The sequence below is a fragment of the Bradyrhizobium sp. WCU1 genome, from assembly GCF_053474805.1.
Window position 1 is genome coordinate 3,560,586 of sequence record NZ_CM130280.1, and the last position, 15,240, is coordinate 3,575,825.

Consider the following 15,240-nt stretch of genomic DNA (forward strand, 5'->3'; position numbering starts at 1 on the left):
ACACGGGAGAACAGAGATGGCGAAGGGATACTGGATTGGACGCGTCGACGTTCACAATGACGAGGGCTACAAGCCCTACATGGCCGCCAACCCGGCCATCTTCCAGAAATTCGGCGGCAAGTTCATCGTCCGTGGCGGCAAATTCACCAGCGTGGAAGGCCAGAGCCGCTCGCGCAACGTCGTGATCGAATTCCCGGACTATCAGACTGCCCTGGCCTGCTACAACTCGCCGGAATACCAGGCGAACATCAAGGTGCGGCAGCCCCATTCGATCGCCGACCTCATCGTCATCGAGGGACACGACAACCCGTAGCCTGGCAGCCGGTTCGGTTGCCGGAACAGCCATGGCTCGCTATACGGCATGCAGAGGTGAGCCATGGCTGACATGCGTTTGATCGTTGCGGGAGCCGGCGGCCGGATGGGCCGCACGCTGGTGCGGGTGATTGACGAAACCCCGGGGGCGGTGCTGGTCGGCGCGCTGGAAGCGCCGGGCTCGGAATTGCTCGGCAAGGATGCCGGCGTGCTTGCCGGTCTCCCCGCCAACGGCGTCAAGCTGTCGGCCGATCTGTGGTCGATGTCGGCCAACGCCGACGGCATCCTCGATTTCACCGTGCCGGCCGCGACCATCGCCAATGTCGCGATCGCGGCCGAACGCGGTCTGGTTCACGTCATCGGCACCACCGGCCTGTCGCCGTCCGATGATGCGGTGATCCGCAGCGTCACCGACCGCGCCATCGTGGTGAAGTCGGGCAACATGAGCCTCGGCGTCAATCTGCTCGCGGCGCTGGTCAAGCGCGTCGCGCAGTCGCTCGACCAGAGCTTCGACATCGAGATTCTCGAGCTGCACCACAAGCAGAAGATCGACGCGCCATCGGGCACCGCCTTGATGCTCGGCGAAGCCGCCGCCGCCGGCCGCAAGATCGCGCTGGAGCAGCATTCGGCGCGTGGCCGCGATGGCCTGACCGGCGCGCGGCGCGCCGGTGACATCGGCTTTGCATCGTTGCGCGGCGGCACCGCGGCCGGCGATCACAGCGTGATCTTTGCCGGTCCTTCCGAGCGCATCACGCTGTCGCATCATGCCGAGGATCGCGCGCTGTTCGCGCAGGGCGCGCTGAAGGCGGCGCTGTGGGCGCATGGCAAGAAGCCCGGCATGTATTCGATGACCGACGTTCTCGGGTTGAGCGACTGAGACCGCTCGACGAGATCAAATCCAAATCAGCGAAACGGAATCTGAAATGAGTGATCGTCTTCTTGTGCTGGTTCGTCACGGTCAGAGCGAATGGAATCTGAAGAACCTGTTCACCGGGTGGAAGGACCCTGACCTCACCGAGCAGGGCATCCGTGAGGCCAGGGACGCGGGCCGCAAGCTGAAGGCGCAGGACCTGTCGTTCGACGTTGCCTTCACCTCCGACCTGACCCGCGCGCAGCATACGCTGAAGCTGATGCTGGAAGAGATCGGCCAGACCGGACTGCCGACGACGAAGAATCTCGCGCTCAACGAACGCGATTACGGCGATCTCTCGGGCCTCAACAAGGATGACGCCCGCAAGAAGTGGGGCGAGGACCAGGTGCTGATCTGGCGCCGCTCCTACGATGTGCCGCCGCCCGGCGGCGAAAGCCTGAAGGACACGCTGGCGCGCACGCTGCCTTATTACGTGCAGGAGATCTTGCCCGGCGTGCTGCGCGGCCAGCGCACGCTGGTCGCCGCTCATGGAAATTCGCTGCGCGCGCTGATCATGGTGCTGGAGAAGTTGTCGCCGGAGCAGATCCTGAAGCGCGAGCTCGCGACCGGCGCGCCGGTGGTCTATCGGCTCAATGCGGATTCCACCGTGGCCTCGAAGGTCGATCTGGCGGGCTGAGCTAAGCGATGGACCCGTCATCCCCGCGCAAAGGCTCTGCCTTTGTCGCTGGAGGAGCGCGCCCTTGCGCGCGTCTCGCAGGATGCACGGCCACCAGCCGGGCCGTCGACCCTTCGAGACGGCCGCTGTGCCGCCTCCTCAGGGGTGACGGTGAAGGAGTGTGCGCCTCCTGATCTAGGCAGGGGCGACCATGCTGCTAGATCAATGCCGGAAATGCCGCACGCCGGTGAACACCATGGCGATGCCGTGCTCGTCGGCGGCCTTGATCACCTCGTCGTCGCGCATCGAGCCGCCGGGCTGGATCACCGCGGTGGCGCCGGCCTCGATGCAGGCCAGCATGCCGTCGGCGAACGGGAAGAACGCATCTGATGCGACCACCGAACCCTTGGTCAGCGGCTCGGCGAGCTTCAGCTCGGCCGCGGCATCCAGCGCCTTGCGCGCCGCGATGCGCGCGGAATCGACCCGGCTCATCTGGCCGGCGCCGATGCCGACGGTGGCGAGATCTTTGGCGTAGATGATGGTGTTCGACTTGACGTGTTTTGCAACGCGGAAGGCGAATTTGAGATCGCGCAGCTCGGCGTCGGTCGGCGCGCGCTTGGTCGCGACCTTCAGATTCATGTCCTCAACCACCGCATTGTCGCGGCTCTGCACCAAGAGGCCGCCGGCGACGGTCTTGGCGGTGAGACCGAGCGCGCGCGGGTTCGGCAGACCGCCGGCAAGCATGAGGCGCAGATTGCGCCGGCCGGCGATGATCGAGATCGCCTCCTCGGTCGCGTCGGGCGCGATGATCACCTCGGTGAAGATGCCGATGATGGCGCGCGCCGCGTCCGCATCGAGCGTGCGGTTGACCGCGATGATGCCGCCATAGGCCGAGGTGGAGTCGCAGGCCAGCGCACGAGCATAAGCAGTCGCGAGATCGGGACCCTCGGCGACGCCGCAGGGATTGGCGTGCTTGACGATGACGCAGGCCGCTGTGCGCTGCGGGTCGAACTCGCCGACGCATTCGTAGGCCGCGTCGGTGTCGTTGATGTTGTTGTAGGACAATTCCTTGCCCTGCAGCTGCCGCGCGGTGGCAACGCCCGGCCGCTTCTCCGGCGTGGCATAGAACGCCGCGGTCTGGTGCGGGTTCTCGCCGTAGCGCAGCGACTGGATCAGCCTGCCGCCGAAGGCGCGGAAGTCCGGCGCCTTGGTATCGAGCTGCACGGCAAACCAGTTCGAGATCGCGGCGTCATAGGCCGCGCTGCGCGCATAGGCCTTGGCGGCGAGCCGCCGGCGCAACTGAAGCGAGGTCGCGCCCTTGTGCACGGCGAGCTCGTCGAGCACCGCAGAATAGTCGCTCGCCTCGACCACCACGGCGACGTCGTCATGGTTCTTCGCCGCGGCGCGGATCATCGCAGGGCCGCCGATGTCGATGTTCTCGATGCACTCCTCGAAGCCGGCGCCTTTGTCGACGGTGGCCTCGAACGGATAGAGGTTGACGACCAGGAGATCGATCGGCGCGATGCCGTGCGAGGCCATCGCCGCGGCGTGCTCCTTGTTGTCGCGGATCGCGAGCAGGCCGCCATGCACCTTCGGATGCAGCGTCTTGACCCGGCCGTCCATCATCTCGGGGAAACCGGTGAGCTCGGAGACGTCCTTGACCTGCAGCCCGGCCGCCGCGATCGCCTTGGCGGTGCCGCCGGTCGAGACCAACTCGACGCCCTGGTCGGCCAGCGCCTTGGCGAAATCGATCAGTCCGGTCTTGTCGGAAACGGACAACAGAGCGCGGGTCACGCGGCGAAGCTGCTCGGTCATATCGGAAAATCCTTGGCGGTTAAGGCAGCCGGGTAGCATGGTTTTATGCGGCACGAAACCGGTTCCGGACGCCGATTCCCGGGAAATTGGCCCTTCACCCTGAGAGAATGTGAAGGGACGGCTCACAAACGTTCAGCGTCGTCCTGGCGTAAGCCAGGACCCATTACCCCAGCCGCTAGTTGTTGTCCGACGCTGGGGCCACCATCCCGCACACAATCAAATTTGGTGGTTATGGGTCCTGGCCTTCGCCAGGACGACGGGGTGGAGAGGCCGCGCGCTGCGGATCGCGCGTTTTCGCTGCCGCTACAGCGGCAGTTCCGGCTCGCGGCGGGCGTTGCGGCGGGCGTTGGTGGCGGTGGCCGAGGTCGAGGAGCGGACGAAGCTCCAGCGGATGGTGGCGGCGTGCCTGGCGTCCTGCCGGATCACGATCTGCGAGGTGCGGCGCGGGCCGTCATTGCCGGCCAGGAACACGCTGTCCTCGAGGTCGACCTTGTCGTCCATCGCCTCGAAGGTCCAGACGTCGCGGTTTGGCAGCACCAGCATCACGCCGCGCGCATCCGACAACCGGCTCGCCTTCACCGAAGGGTGCAGATGGAAGCGCAGCGCGAAATCGGCCTCGCTGCCCTTCATGCGGCCGCCCGGCGCCGGCGACAGCGAGTCCTCGCCTTCGAGTCGCGTGCCGTCCTGGGAGACCATCAGCACGCGGCGATGGATCACGCCGAAGCGGGAGAGATAGCCGTCATGCGAGGCGGTGAGCACGTCGCCGCCGGGAACGGCTTCGCGGTAGCTCTCGACATTGCTGGGCCCGCTGGTGATCGGCGCGCCGCGCAGCAGCCGCTTCATCGCCGACAGCTCGACGAACTGGCACGACGAGGTGTCGTGATAGGTCAGCGTCGAATGCGCTGCGGTGGAGCGCGCGAACGGCCGCCAATTGTCGCGCCCGGTCGACGGCATGCCGCAATTGACGACGATGCGGCTCGGTCCCGAGGAGAGCTCGAACGACAGGCAGCCGGCATGTGCATCCTGGCTGACGCTTGCCGGCGGCGGCGGACCGGTGTCGATGATCAGCGTGGTGTTGCCGGCATCGAGACGCTGGAAGCCGGTGTGCGGCATGCTCGCCATCGGCACGCCGCGGGTGTCGTCATAGGCGAGCAGCGTCGCGACCAGATCGGACGGCGCGGTCGACATGCCGTTGAACAGCGCGAAGCTGCCGTCGCCGTGCCGGAAGAAGCGCAGCATCGGCATCATGCGGTCGATCGCGTTGAGCAACGCCGGCGGCGGCGCGATGTTACGTGCCGCAAAGGTCTGCCGCAGCGGCAGGAGGTCGCTGAGCAGCTCGACCAGCGCGCCGGGATTGCGCGAGATGTGGCCGCCATCGGGCAGGATCTGGCGCTGCAATTCGTCCGACAGCCTGCGGGTCGCCGACTTGATATTGCGTGCCTGGTTGGCGAGGCAGAGCGAGGCGTAGCACAGCGCGATCAGCACCTGCAGCCGCGGCACGCCGTCATTGTCGAGCGTGGAGTGGCGCAGGTAGCGGATCTCGCGCGCCAGTCCGCGGAGATACTTGCGGTAGAATTTTCCATCGGTGTCGCCGAGCACCAGGGGAGCCTGCGACAGCAGCGAGATCACGCGCCGCGCGCGCACATCGGCGCGCCGTTCCAGCGGCCGCTTGCGGGCCTGGTTGGAGATCCAGTCGTCGACAAGCGAGCGGGCATTGGCGCGGGTCAGCGCGGTGTCGGCGGCGCGCAGATGGCGCAGCCAGCCGAAGCCGAGCAGGGCGGCTTCCCAATCCTCCGACGGCGGTTCCAGATCGAAGATCGAGCGGCCGTGGCAGGTGACGATCTTGCCGGCGAACACGAATCGCCCGGCATAGATCTCGGCAGCGCGGGTGGCGTCGGCGGTCCGCAGGTCGTGCGGCGCGATGATCAGCCGGTCGGTGCGGCCCGGCCACAGCCGCGACAGCGCGACCGTGCTGCCGCTGGCGCGCGCGAGCATGCTGCGGGCGAAGCGGCCAGCAATCAGCGTCGAGATGCGTCTGCTTTGAGCGACCGACACGCCTAACCTTGCGGGGAGGAAATTTTCAACGAATCCTTATTTAATCCGGAAACGCGGCCAAGACACCTTCTTGATCAAGAAGACACCCTCTTGATACCGCGCGAATCACTTCGAGCTTAGAAGGCTGAGGTTAAAATCAGGACTTAACCAGCCGGGCTGCGTAAAAGCCATCCAGCCCGCTCAGCCGCGGGTCGGCGTTGGGCAGGTGGCTCGGCAGGGTGCGCAGGTCGCCGTCGGCGGTAATGATGTCGTCGAGGCCGGCGACCTCGCTCTTCTCGACCGGCGCACGGCGCAGGCCTGATTCGCTTGCCAGCAGCGCGGCGATCGCGTGCTCGCCTTCCTCCGGCTCCAGCGAGCAGGTGCAGTAGACCAGCGTGCCGCCGGGCTTCAGCAGATGGGTGGCCTTTAGCAGCAGCCGCTTCTGCAGGGCCGAGAGCGCGGCGATGTCGCCTTCCTGGCGCAGCCAGGCGACGTCGGGATGCCGGCGGATGGTTCCCGTCGAGGTGCAGGGCGCATCGACCAGGATACCGTCAAAACTCGCGGCCTCGGCGGGCCATTCGGCCGCGTCGGCGACAACAGTCTCGGCCTGCAACGCCAGCCGCGTGAGATTTTCGCGCAACCGCGCGACCCGCGCCGGCGAGCGGTCGACCGCGGTGACCTGCGCGCCTGCCAGTGCGAGCTGAGCCGTCTTGCCGCCGGGCGCGGCGCAGAGGTCCGCGACCTTCTTGTCCTTGATGTCGCCGAACAGCCGCACCGGCAGCGCGGCGGCGGCGTCCTGCACCCACCATTGGCCTTCGGCAAAGCCCGGCAGCATGGTGACGGAACCCTGCAGCAGCGTGCGCACGGTTCCCGTCGGCAAGACCTCGCCGTGCAGGCGGCTCGCCCATTGCGCGGCGTCGGACTTCACCGTGAGATCGAGTGACGGCTCGTGGCCGAGCGCCAGCGCCATCTCGCGCGCGGTGGCCTCGCCGTAATGCGCGTTCCAGCGCGCCAGCATCCATGGCGGCAGGTCCAGCGTCTGCGTGCTGATCTCGTCGATCAGCCCCTGGGCCTCGCGCGCGCAGCGGCGCAGCACGGCGTTGACGAGCCCGGCATACTTCGCGGCACGGCGGTCCGACTGCACCAGCCGCACCGAGAGATCGACTGCGGCATGGTCAGGCACGTCCATCCAGAGGATCTGCGCGGCGCCGATCAACAGCGCGCTCTGCGCGCGCGGCGCATCGGTCGGGATGCCGCGATCGAGCAGGCGCGACAACAGATGGCCGAGCGTGCCGAGCTTGCGCAGGATGGTCGAGACCAGCCGGCGCATCAGCGCGCGGTCGCGATCGGCCAGCGATTTCAGGCCGGGATGCGCGCCGGCGCCGTCGAGCTGATCATCGAGTGTGCGGTGCTTGTGCAGCACGCCGTCGAGGATGTCGGCCGCGATGCGGCGCGCCGCGAGACCGGGGACTTCGGCAGGAACTGCAAATCTTGAAGGAGGCATGAAGCGGAGATATCTCGAAGGTGCTGAGTTACATTCGGCTCATGCCCATCAACTCGAAAACACCTCTGGCATGCGAATATGCCAAATGTAAGAATCGCCTCGCGGATTTCTTGATCGTGATGCCGTCACCGAGCCAGCACGGAAGTACGAATTCGCAGGCGGAAAGTTTTGCCAAGAAGGCTTGCCATGTCTGAGAAATCGCCATCGTCAACGCCGCCGGAACCCGCGCCGCGCAAGCCGCTGACGCCGGCCGCGCAGCGCGCGCTCGCCGAGGCCGCGGCGCGGCGCAAGGCTGCCGAGGAGCTGGCCGCGAACGATGCCGCCGCACGCCCGAAGGAATTCCAGGGTCCGAAGGGTCCGGAACCGACCCGTTATGGCGATTGGGAAACCAAGGGCATCGCCTCGGACTTCTGAAGCGGGATTCCGGACAACAATCGACGCAAGCAACATGCCGCCGAACATGAGCTGATCATGGAAGAAAGCCGGGGGGCATTGTAAGCATATCATGGTATCTAATTACCAAGTAACCCGCGATTAACCGTACTCATCATACGTTGCGGGGCAATCGCCCTGTGTGTTGAGTTAACTAGGTTGGAATGCGGCATGTCGATTCAGCAGACAGAGGGAGCAACAGCACCCTATCGCGACCTGTCTCAATCCAGCGACAAGGTCTCGGAGGGCGTCGACCTGAAGGATGTCATCGGCATCCTCTTGCGGCGCAAGCACTGGATCTTTGCGATATGCGGGGCGTTTTGCGTGGTGGCGGCCACGTATCTCATGATCGCGCGACCGGCCTACACCGCGGTAGCCCAAGTTTACGTCGATCCCCGCGATCGCCCAACGCCGCAAGAAGGATCGGCGGCCCAGAACTCCGTGCCTGGCGACGGCCTGCTCCTCGTCGAAAGCCAACTGAAGATAATCACCTCGAACGAAGTCCTGACGCGTGTCGTCGATGAAACCGGACTGGCCAACGACCCCGAGTTCAACGGCAAAGGCGGCCTCGGCTCGAAGATCAGGTCGCTGTTCGGGATGGGGTCATCCGATCCGCCCGAACTGACGGCATTGCGGAATCTGCGCCTGAAGACGGCAGTGAAGCGAAACGACCGCTCCTTCGTCATCGACATCATGGTTTCCGCGGACACGGCGGCACGAGCAACAAGGCTCACCGAAGCCGTGGCCAATGCTTATCTTGAGGAGCAAGCCAAGGCGAATTCCACCTTCAATCGCCGCATTTCAGAGGCGATCACCTCACAACTGGCGCGGATGCGCGATGCAGTGAGCCAGTCGGAGCGAGCTGTCGCCGCTTACAAGGCCGCCAACAATCTGGTCGGCACCCGCAACAGGCTGGTGACGGATCAAGAGCTCGACGAAGCCAATACCCAGCTGACCAATGCCAAGGCCAAGCTGAGCGAAGCGCAGGCGCGCGTCAAACTGATCGATGCCATCGTCTCCGGCGGCGCAGGCCTGGAGGCTCTGCCCGAGGTCGTGCAGTCCGGTACGATCACACAATTGCGCGCGCGAGCGGCGGACATCGTCCGCGACGAAGCGCAGCTGGCGCAGATCAACGGTCCCAATCACCCCGCGCTGCAGGCGGTCCGGGCGCAGCTTCGTGACGTCCAGACCGCGATCAAGGACGAGGTCAAGCGGATCGCCGAGGCGGTCCGTTACGTCGCGACGAGCGAGCGGACGAATGTCCAGGAACTCCAGGCGCGTTTCGATTCGCTGAAGGCGTTGTCGCAGACGAACGACAAGATCATCGTGCCGTTGCGCGAACTGGAGCGCAAAGCGGACTCCGATCGCGCGGTCTATGAGATGTTTCTGGCGAAAGCCAAGACTGCACACGAACAGCAGGTCGTCGACACCACGAATATCCGGTTGATTTCCCCTGCGTCGCCGCCCCAACGCAAGAGCTGGCCGCCGACCATGATCATCATGGCCGCGGCGCTGTTCGGCGGGTTGACGCTGGGCGTTGCCGCGGCCCTGGCGCGGGACAGTCTTGCTGCGCGCGGCCGGCGACTACCAAAGCCGAACGAGGTGCCGCCGGGACCGGATGAGGTGCCGCCGAGACCGATCGGAAAGCGCATCGACCCGTCAACGTCATCGCTGCACTCCATCCTCCGTCCTGCCGCGGCGAGTCGCCAAGAACAGTTGTCGCGTCTTTCGGCGGAACTGCTCGCAGCGCCTGCGGGCCGTTCCATCCTGCTGGTTCGCACCTCGGAAGAAGAATCGCTCAGCCTGATCGCACTGGAGTTGGCGCGCGCCGTCGCCGAGACGGAACAGAAAGCCATCGTCATCGACGCCGATCTGATGCAGCACCCGGTCACATCGCGTCTGCGTTTCGACCAGCGGCCGGGAATTCGCGATATTCTGGCCGGCACGTCGTCGATCAGCGATGTGGCCTGTCCGCTGGGCAAGACCAACATCAAAATCGTCCCTGTTGGCCTCGCGGCAATGGTTCCACCGGATGACCGGATACTGAACACACTCTCCGAGGCGCTGAACGAGGCGCGCGATTTCGATCGCGTCATCATCGATGGCGGCGAACTCGGCAGCACGTCGTCCGAATACGGACTGTACGCCATGGCTGACGAAGTCATCTTCCTGGCGTCGACCGGCGATAGCAGGATCGATGACGTCCTGGTTCATGCTGACTTGTTGCGACATCATCGGATCAAGGCGAGGACGATCTTTATCGAACGCAACGCAGAGGCGCTGGTCGCGTGAGCGCGAAAGGGCACGTCATCGGCGACGTGAATTCGACGTCACGTCCAGCGTCGCTCGATGGAACTATTCGACTCGGCTTGCCTTTTGCCGGCCCCGCATTCGAAAGATGCAAGCCGTCGATGTTGTTCCGCTATTCTTCGTATCCGCAAATGTCGGGATTTTCTCTTCCTGTATGAGGCGTTCAAGCGGCTCGAGCCGCGTGTGGTCATCCCGATGGCAAATCTGCTGCTTTGTCTTCGCCATCCTCATGATCGCTGTTTCAACGCTGTTCCGCAGGGAGGATGTGCGAACGCAGTGTGTGAGCTGAGGTGAGACATGGCCGGACTTGCGCTGGACCATCACATGGATCCGCCAGCCATCATCATGCGGGCGGCCGACAGCCGGGGCGCGGCGCAGGCAGGGCGACGCCTGCCCGCCGGCTTTTTGAGCACAGCGGGGAGTCAGATCGTTGACAACGCCGGCCGCAACGTGCGCATCGCCTCGATCGGTTGGAACGGCACCGACGGCCGCCCTGGTGCAACACTCTCCGGCCTGTGGCGCGTCAGCTACAAGACCGTCCTGGACTCCATCGCCGCGGCCGGATTCAACACCGTCCGCATCCCCTGGACCGACGCGGGCCTGAATGCACCCCTCGACGGCTACAAGGACGAGCTCGGCTGGGTCAACGCGACGTTGAACCATGATCTGGTCGCAAGTCAGTCTCCTGACCCGGCCGGGCGCTACAGATTTGTGACGACCCTGCAGCTGTTCAAAAAGGTCGTCGCTTACGCCGGACAGATCGGCCTGAAAGTGATTTTCGACCATCACAGCAACCAAGGGACGGCAGGGCAGCAGAAGAACGGTCTTTGGTACGACCTCGGGCCGGGATCGGATGGGACCGACGGGGTCATCACCGGCAAGGTGACCGCGGAAACGTTCAAGCGGAATTGGCTTCAGATGGCGCGGACATTCGCAGGAAACGCGACGGTCATCGGCTTCGATCTGCACAACGAGCCGAACGGCGACCGGGGGCACATCACGTGGGGAGACGGTGGGCCAACCGATATCAAGGCCATGTGTGAGAGCGTCGGCTCGGCGATACAGTCGATCAACAACGGTGTCCTGATCATTTGCGAGGGGCCTGAATTCTACGCACCGCCGCCGCCGGCATCGGGCATGGATCCGAGATACGCCGCACCGGCGGGCAATTTGACTGCGGCGGGCGCCAATCCCGTGAGATTGCCGATTCCGAACAAGCTTGTGTACTCGGTTCACGAATACCCGGATGAGGTTTCCGACATTGCCCGATGGGGGCTGGCCGAAGCCGGATCGGACTACGTCGATCGAATGAACCGCACCTGGGGATATCTGGTGCGAGACAATATCGCGCCGGTATGGATCGGCGAGATGGGATCGTCGATGAGGACGCCCGTCAGCCGAGATTGGGCCTGGACGCTGATCCGCTACATGAACGGCGAATATGCCGATCAGGGCGGCCCCCGCTTCGACGTAGGTCAACAACCCATCAGCGGCAGCTGGTGGGTGATCGGTCCATCCGATGATCCGCCCTATGGTCTGCAGACGAGTTGGGGAATCGGAAACTATCGTCCCGAGCAGCGCGAAATTACGGATCGCATGTTGATGCGGTAGGCTAAGCTGGCCGAATTATCGCGGCAACGACGGCCGGGTTGATTTCGGGCCGGTTCTCAAGATGCCGTCCAGGTCCAGCGCTTTGTCGAGGTCATCCCGCCGAACATGCCCCCGTACGAAAGAACAAACGCCTCTCGTGCGCAGGGACGTCCGCCGTTCAGCCGATCGCCTTTGGGGCGGCGTTTCTCGACGGCGCTGCCATGGGTGTTCGTTCTCGGCATCGCCGCCGGCAGCATGTTGCCGATCCGCCGCTGGGCGCCTGAATGGGTGCCTTTGCCGTCGCACTGGTCGTTGAGCCGGTCGCGCGATGCCGATGTGATCCGGCAGCGGGCCGGCGCACCTGACGTTCGCCATGCTGTCGATGTCGTCAGGACGATCGATGGCGACACGTTCGAGGCGCGGGTGCATCTCGCGCCGGGGCCCGATCTGTATACGCGGGTCCGGCTGCGCGGCATCGATGCGCCGGAGCTGAAGGCGTCTTGTGCGCGCGAGCTGCAGATGGCGCAGGCGGCGACGGTGGCGCTGCGCGATCTGCTCGGCCAGGGCGATGTCACGATCTACAATATTGGTCCCGACAAATATCAGGGACGCGTCGTCGCCGATGTCGCGACGAAGAAGACCGACAACGTCTCGGCGGCGCTGCTCGCTGCCGGCCATGCGCGCGCCTACAACGGCGGGCACCGCTTCGGCTGGTGCGGATACTTCGGGCGCTAAACAAAAAAAAGCCGCGCATCGGCGCGGCTTTTCGGTGAAACGCTCGCGCAATCAGCGGGTGACGACGACGGTCGTGCCGACCGAGACGCGCGAATAGAGATCGGTGATGTCGGGGTTCAGCATGCGGATGCAGCCGTAGGAGACGAAGCCGCCCACCGAGCCCGGCACGTTGGTGCCGTGGATGGCGTATTCGCCGCCGGCCAGCGTCATCGCGGCGACGCCCATCGGGTTTGCCGGCGAACCGCCGGCGATCACGTTCGGAATGCTCGGCTTGTCGCGCTTGACTTCGGCGGGCGGCGACCAGGCCGGGTTGCGATACTTGCCGTCGATCCGGGTGGTGCCGGCCCACTGCTTGCCGGACTTGCCGACGCCGACCGGGTAACGCATCGCGTGGCCGGAATCGAGAATGAGATAGAGCCGCCGTTCGTTGGTCTTCACCACGATGGTGCCCGGCTCATAATTGTCAGCGTGGATCCCGACCATTTCCGGCCGTGCCTCGGCCGTCTGCGACATCAAGACAACGGCACCAAGGGTGGCAGCGAACGCCACCGCAAACTTCATCGACATCAACCTCTCCACTTCCCAACAGCTCCCGCTGGGGAGCCAAAAACCAAGATGCAGAGCCCTGAAAAAACCGGGCCCGCCGGTCTCGCGCACGCAATGTTAACCGCGTGTCTTAACCGGGTGGTTTCACGCCGGCCGCGAGACACGTCCAGATGGCGGGCAGAAAAGGAAAAGTTGGGATCAAAGTAAATGACTTGAAAACAACACTTGGCCACAAACGCGCCGCACTGGCGCCTTGCCTCTGACAATCCCGTGAAATGGCCGATTCCAGCGCGTTTTCGAGCGACGTGGAGAATGCGAAAGGCCGCGGCAGTGATCGCGCGCGGCCCTTCTTGGCTTTCCGATACTGTCGTGGCTGGCCTTTACGCCTACGCGCCCTTCTTGTTCTGCCGGTTCTGCACGAGGTCATCGACCACGGCGGGATCGGCGAGGGTCGAGGTGTCGCCGAGGCTCGACGGCTCATCCTCGGCGATCTTACGCAGGATGCGGCGCATGATCTTGCCGGAGCGCGTCTTCGGCAGGCCGGGCGCGAACTGGATCAGATCCGGCGAGGCGATCGGGCCGATGTCCTTGCGGACCCAGGCGACCAGTTCCTTGCGCAGCGCCTCGGTCGGCTCGGTGCCCTTCATCAGCGTGACATAGGCGTAGATGCCTTGGCCCTTGATGTCGTGCGGATAGCCGACGACAGCGGCTTCCGACACCGCCTCATGTGCGACCAGCGAGCTCTCGACCTCGGCAGTGCCCATGCGGTGGCCCGAAACGTTGATGACGTCGTCGACGCGGCCGGTGATCCAGTAATAGCCGTCGGCGTCGCGCCGGCAGCCGTCGCCGGTGAAATACTTGTTCTTGTAGGTCGAGAAATAGGTCTGCTCGAAGCGCGCATGATCGCCATAGACTGTGCGCATCTGGCCCGGCCAGGATTTGATCAGGCAGAGATTGCCAGAGGTCTCGCCCTCCAGCGTCTTGCCGTCGGCGTCGACGATCTCGGGCACCACGCCGAAGAACGGCCGCGTCGCCGAGCCCGGCTTCAGCTTGGTCGCGCCGGGCAGCGGCGTGATCAGGATGCCGCCGGTCTCGGTCTGCCACCAGGTGTCGACGATCGGACAGCGGTCGTCGCCGACCACGCGGTGGTACCACTCCCAGGCTTCCGGATTGATCGGCTCGCCGACCGAGCCGAGCAGGCGCAGCGACTTGCGCGAGGTCTTCTTCACCGGCTCGTCGCCGCCCTGCATCAGCGCGCGGATCGCAGTCGGCGCGGTGTAGAAGATGTTGACCTTGTGCTTGTCGACCACGTTCCAGAAACGCGAATTGTCCGGGTAGTTCGGCACGCCCTCGAACATCAGCGTGGTCGCGCCGTTGGCGAGCGGCCCGTAGAGGATGTAGCTGTGGCCGGTGACCCAGCCGACGTCGGCGGTGCACCAGTAGACGTCGCCCTCGTGATAGTCGAACACGTATTGATGCGTCATCGACGCGAATACGAGATAGCCGCCCGAAGTGTGCAGCACGCCCTTCGGCGTTCCGGTCGAACCCGAGGTGTAGAGGATGAACAGCGGATCCTCCGCCTTCATCGGCTCGCACGGGCATTCATTGGTCACCATCTCGGCGGCCTCGTGATACCAGAGGTCACGCGTCGGATTCATGTCGACCTTGCCGCCGGTGCGCTTCACCACCACGACCCAGTCGACGCCGCCGACTTTTTCGATCGCGGCATCGACATTGGCCTTCAGCGGCACCTTCTTGCCGCCGCGCAGGCCCTCGTCGGCGGTGATGACGACCTTCGAATCGCAGTCCTTGATGCGCTGGGCGAGGCTGTCGGGCGAGAAGCCGCCGAACACCACCGAGTGGATCGCGCCGATCCGCGCGCAGGCCAGCATGGCGTAGGCGGCTTCCGGAATCATCGGCAGATAGATCGTGACCCGGTCGCCCTTGCCGACGTTCCGGGTGCGCAGGATGTTGGCCATCTTGCAGACTTCGTCATGCAGCTGGCGGTAGGTGATGTGCTTGGACTCGGAGGGATCGTCGCCCTCCCAGATGATCGCGGTCTGGTCGCCGCGCTTCTCCAGATGGCGGTCGATGCAGTTCCAGGCGACGTTCAGCTCCCCATCCTCGAACCATTTGATCGAGATGTTGCCGGGCGCGAAGGAGACGTTCTCGACCTTGGTGAATGGCTTGATCCAGTCGATCCGCTTGCCGTGCTCGCCCCAGAAGCCGTTCGGGTCCTTGACCGAGCGCGCGTACATCTCGCGATATTTTGCGTCATCGACGTAAGCACGCTTGGCCCAATCGGCCGACACGTCATAGATCTTCTCGGACATAGGTTTCCTCCACTCATGCCGATCGCGAACCACGCGACGGCAAGCCGTCTTGATCATTGTTGCAATTATGCGTTGCCGCGTTCCGGCCTCGCAAGGAAAAAGG

Annotated in this window: 12 protein-coding genes; 7 read left to right on the plus strand and 5 right to left on the minus strand. The window is 64.7% G+C overall.

Going from position 1 to position 15,240, the window contains the following annotated elements:
- The first annotated feature begins 16 nt into the window (after positions 1-16).
- The 3 genes from ACTUWL_RS16550 to ACTUWL_RS16560 all read left to right on the plus strand — a co-directional run bounded on the left by ACTUWL_RS16550 (position 17) and on the right by ACTUWL_RS16560 (position 1,859).
- Positions 17-313, plus strand: a complete 297-nt coding sequence (locus ACTUWL_RS16550; RefSeq protein WP_021078195.1) for a DUF1330 domain-containing protein — start codon at positions 17-19, stop codon at positions 311-313.
- Positions 314-376: 63 nt separating this feature from the next.
- A complete protein-coding gene (gene dapB / locus ACTUWL_RS16555) occupies positions 377-1,189 on the plus strand; it encodes a 4-hydroxy-tetrahydrodipicolinate reductase (RefSeq protein ID WP_021078196.1) in 813 nt (270 codons plus the stop codon).
- 46 nt (positions 1,190-1,235) lie between these two features.
- On the plus strand, positions 1,236-1,859 hold the full coding sequence (locus tag ACTUWL_RS16560; RefSeq protein ID WP_021078197.1) for a 2,3-bisphosphoglycerate-dependent phosphoglycerate mutase: 624 nt from the start codon (positions 1,236-1,238) through the stop codon (positions 1,857-1,859).
- A gap of 201 nt (positions 1,860-2,060) precedes the next feature.
- Here ACTUWL_RS16560 and purH read toward each other — a convergent pair whose 3' ends face one another.
- From purH to ACTUWL_RS16575, 3 genes are all read right to left on the minus strand, one after another.
- A complete protein-coding gene (purH, locus tag ACTUWL_RS16565; protein WP_021078198.1) occupies positions 2,061-3,653 on the minus strand; it encodes a bifunctional phosphoribosylaminoimidazolecarboxamide formyltransferase/IMP cyclohydrolase in 1,593 nt (530 codons plus the stop codon).
- Positions 3,654-3,956: 303 nt separating this feature from the next.
- Entirely contained in the window at positions 3,957-5,708 is a 1,752-nt protein-coding gene (locus tag ACTUWL_RS16570) for a heparinase II/III family protein (protein WP_021078199.1), read from the minus strand.
- 136 nt (positions 5,709-5,844) lie between these two features.
- The gene (locus ACTUWL_RS16575; RefSeq protein ID WP_021078200.1) at positions 5,845-7,191 is read right to left on the minus strand and encodes an RsmB/NOP family class I SAM-dependent RNA methyltransferase; all 1,347 of its coding nucleotides are present in this window, start codon (positions 7,189-7,191) and stop codon (positions 5,845-5,847) included.
- A 186-nt stretch (positions 7,192-7,377) separates the two neighbouring features.
- Between ACTUWL_RS16575 and ACTUWL_RS16580 the strand changes: the two genes are divergently transcribed.
- The 4 genes from ACTUWL_RS16580 to ACTUWL_RS16595 all read left to right on the plus strand — a co-directional run bounded on the left by ACTUWL_RS16580 (position 7,378) and on the right by ACTUWL_RS16595 (position 12,258).
- On the plus strand, positions 7,378-7,605 hold the full coding sequence (locus ACTUWL_RS16580) for a DUF1674 domain-containing protein (protein ID WP_021078201.1): 228 nt from the start codon (positions 7,378-7,380) through the stop codon (positions 7,603-7,605).
- A 189-nt stretch (positions 7,606-7,794) separates the two neighbouring features.
- Positions 7,795-9,915 (plus strand): GumC family protein, encoded by a 2,121-nt coding sequence (locus ACTUWL_RS16585; protein ID WP_021078202.1) that lies wholly within the window; start codon positions 7,795-7,797, stop codon positions 9,913-9,915.
- A gap of 315 nt (positions 9,916-10,230) precedes the next feature.
- Complete coding sequence (locus ACTUWL_RS16590; RefSeq protein WP_021078203.1) at positions 10,231-11,544, plus strand: glycoside hydrolase family 5 protein; 1,314 nt, start codon at positions 10,231-10,233, stop codon at positions 11,542-11,544.
- A 105-nt stretch (positions 11,545-11,649) separates the two neighbouring features.
- Positions 11,650-12,258, plus strand: a complete 609-nt coding sequence (locus tag ACTUWL_RS16595) for a thermonuclease family protein (RefSeq protein ID WP_199196596.1) — start codon at positions 11,650-11,652, stop codon at positions 12,256-12,258.
- A 51-nt stretch (positions 12,259-12,309) separates the two neighbouring features.
- On the opposite strand, the gene ACTUWL_RS16600 is transcribed toward ACTUWL_RS16595, so the two are convergent.
- Together ACTUWL_RS16600 and acs are read right to left on the minus strand one after the other, a co-directional pair.
- Positions 12,310-12,825, minus strand: coding sequence for a L,D-transpeptidase (locus ACTUWL_RS16600; RefSeq protein ID WP_021078205.1), 516 nt, complete (start codon positions 12,823-12,825; stop codon positions 12,310-12,312).
- 365 nt (positions 12,826-13,190) lie between these two features.
- Positions 13,191-15,137 (minus strand): acetate--CoA ligase, encoded by a 1,947-nt coding sequence (gene acs, locus ACTUWL_RS16605; protein ID WP_021078206.1) that lies wholly within the window; start codon positions 15,135-15,137, stop codon positions 13,191-13,193.
- Between the last annotated feature and the right edge of the window lie 103 nt (positions 15,138-15,240).

Bases quoted from the DNA above. Each gene is read 5' to 3' on its own strand.
- ACTUWL_RS16550 (WP_021078195.1), top strand. From the start codon at position 17: ATGGCGAAGGGATACTGGATTGGACGCGTCGACGTTCACAATGACGAG.
- dapB (WP_021078196.1), top strand. From the start codon at position 377: ATGGCTGACATGCGTTTGATCGTTGCGGGAGCCGGCGGCCGGATGGGC.
- ACTUWL_RS16560 (WP_021078197.1), top strand. From the start codon at position 1,236: ATGAGTGATCGTCTTCTTGTGCTGGTTCGTCACGGTCAGAGCGAATGG.
- purH (WP_021078198.1), bottom strand. From the start codon at position 3,653: ATGACCGAGCAGCTTCGCCGCGTGACCCGCGCTCTGTTGTCCGTTTCC.
- ACTUWL_RS16575 (WP_021078200.1), bottom strand. From the start codon at position 7,191: ATGCCTCCTTCAAGATTTGCAGTTCCTGCCGAAGTCCCCGGTCTCGCG.
- ACTUWL_RS16580 (WP_021078201.1), top strand. From the start codon at position 7,378: ATGTCTGAGAAATCGCCATCGTCAACGCCGCCGGAACCCGCGCCGCGC.
- ACTUWL_RS16585 (WP_021078202.1), top strand. From the start codon at position 7,795: ATGTCGATTCAGCAGACAGAGGGAGCAACAGCACCCTATCGCGACCTG.
- ACTUWL_RS16590 (WP_021078203.1), top strand. From the start codon at position 10,231: ATGGCCGGACTTGCGCTGGACCATCACATGGATCCGCCAGCCATCATC.
- ACTUWL_RS16595 (WP_199196596.1), top strand. From the start codon at position 11,650: ATGCCCCCGTACGAAAGAACAAACGCCTCTCGTGCGCAGGGACGTCCG.
- ACTUWL_RS16600 (WP_021078205.1), bottom strand. From the start codon at position 12,825: ATGTCGATGAAGTTTGCGGTGGCGTTCGCTGCCACCCTTGGTGCCGTT.
- acs (WP_021078206.1), bottom strand. From the start codon at position 15,137: ATGTCCGAGAAGATCTATGACGTGTCGGCCGATTGGGCCAAGCGTGCT.